Origin of the sequence: Spirillospora sp. NPDC046719, from assembly GCF_040645715.1 — a bacterium.
GTDB lineage: Bacteria > Actinomycetota > Actinomycetes > Streptosporangiales > Streptosporangiaceae > Spirillospora.
In genome coordinates, this window is record NZ_JBEYYT010000836.1 from 1 (window position 1) to 1905 (window position 1905).

At 71.3% G+C, this 1905-nt stretch carries 1 protein-coding gene; it reads right to left on the reverse strand.

The window, feature by feature from the left end; all coding sequences use genetic code 11:
- Positions 1 to 63: 63 nt before the first annotated feature.
- Positions 64 to 1746, reverse strand: coding sequence for an MFS transporter (locus tag ABZ914_RS50795; protein ID WP_190854197.1), 1683 nt, complete (start codon positions 1744 to 1746; stop codon positions 64 to 66).
- Between the last annotated feature and the right edge of the window lie 159 nt (positions 1747 to 1905).

Genomic DNA, 1905 nt, shown 5'->3' on the forward strand with positions numbered 1-1905 from the left:
GCCGGGACGTCCCGGCCGGTGGATCGGCTCATGCGGTGGGTGTCGGTGCGGTGCGGAGCGCGCTCAGGAGAGCGCGGCCATCTCCTTGTCGATCGCCCTCTGGTGCGCCTCGGCGTCCTCGCGCGCCTTCCGCGGGCTCCAGCGCCCGCTCATGACGAAGATGAACGGGATGAACACGACCTGGCCGCCCAGCGCCACGTACCACCAGGTCTGCCACTGCTTCGGCCCGTCCTTGGCCGCCTTCTGCACGTCCGCGCCGTGCTCCTTGAGGATCTTCAGCTGCGGCTGCGCCTTGGCGACCGTCTGCAGGCCGGCGACGCCGACCTCCTGCGCGGCCCGCGCCTGCAGCTCCGGCGGCGCCTGCCCGGCCGGGTACTTTGCGAGCTCGGCGAAGATCTGCGGGTGCGCGGTCGTGATGGCGAGGGCCTGCTGCGCCTGCGCGGACGCGGCCTTCACCTCGGCGCCGTGCTCCACGATCGGCGTCACCGAGTTCACCACGATCGGCACGAACAGCGCCGAGCAGGCCACGACGATCCGCAGGATCCAGCCCCACACGGCCAGCCCGGTCGCGGTCGCCGCCGGGTTGTGCTTCTCCACGGTCTCGGTGAAGCCCGCCATCCACGGCGCGTACGCGAGCCCGCCGAAGATCCCGATCCCGACGAACAGCCAGGCGAAGTCGTAGTAGCCGGTCTTCGGCTCGGTCGCCCACGCCGCGAAGACCGCCGTGCAGACCACCGAGCCGATGCCGCCGACGAGCATCAGCGGCTTGCGGACCCGGAGCCGGTCGGAGATCAGGCCGGCGACGACCAGCGCGATCGCGTTCGCCGCCCAGTACCAGTTGCCGAGCGCGTTGGTGCGCTGCTCGCTGTAGCCGAACGTCGCGGAGAAGTAGACGACGAAGTTGCCGACCGCGGCGTAGTACAGCAGCAGGTACACGCTGATCGCGAACGCCGAGCCGACGACGTCCAGCCGCAGCATCTGCCGCCAGCTGCCCTTGAGCTGCGCCTCCGGGTCCAGGCCGCGGGCGCGCGCCTCGATCAGGGCGCGGTCGCGCATGGTGACCATGACCTGGTCGCGCAGCGCCGGGGACAGCTCGCGCAGCCCGAACAGCGCGATGACGAACACCGCGAGCGCCGCGACGCCCGAGTAGGTCAGCTCGTCCTGCCAGCTGGAGCTGTCGAGGGTGTGGCTGGTCACGACGGTGACCACGAGGCTGCCGATGACCGGGCCCATCGTCCAGTAGCCCATGGCGGTGGCGCGGCCGAGCTGCGGGGAGAAGTCGCGGATCAGCGCCGGGGTGGCGACCAGCACGATGCCCTCGATGAGGCTGAGCACCGCGAACAGCGCCAGGTACACGCCCTTGTTCGGGGAGTGCGGCAGCACGAGCACGATCACGCCCGCGACCAGCAGGCCGTACACGACCAGGTTCGCGCGGCCCCACCGGTCGGCGAGCCCGGCGAACAGCGACGCGAACGCGCCGATCGCGTTGCCGATCACCGACAGCATGATGAAGTAGGTGAACGTCATGCGGTAGTGCTCCATGATGGAGGTCGCCACCGCGTACTGGATGTAGAGCAGGTAGTACAGGACGATCGTGGTGATCACCACGATGCCCAGGTAGAGGTAGCGGCGTCCCGTCTCCGGGTAGTGCGGCAGGTCCCGCCGCCAGAGCCGTGCCGCGAGGCCGGGCGGTGCGGCCGCGCCGCCGGGCGCGACGCCGTCGTTGGTGGACGATGAAACGGACATGTCAGGGACTCCTCCGGGCGCTGGTCTCCCCCGAGAACCGGTCCTAGAAAGGGCGCGGGGCGGCGTCGGCGAACGCGGCGGCGCGCTCGCGTCCGGCCGCCCGCACCGTGCCGGGCGGCCCGTACCGGGTGCCGCCGGCGATGGCGAGTGCCGCGTCGT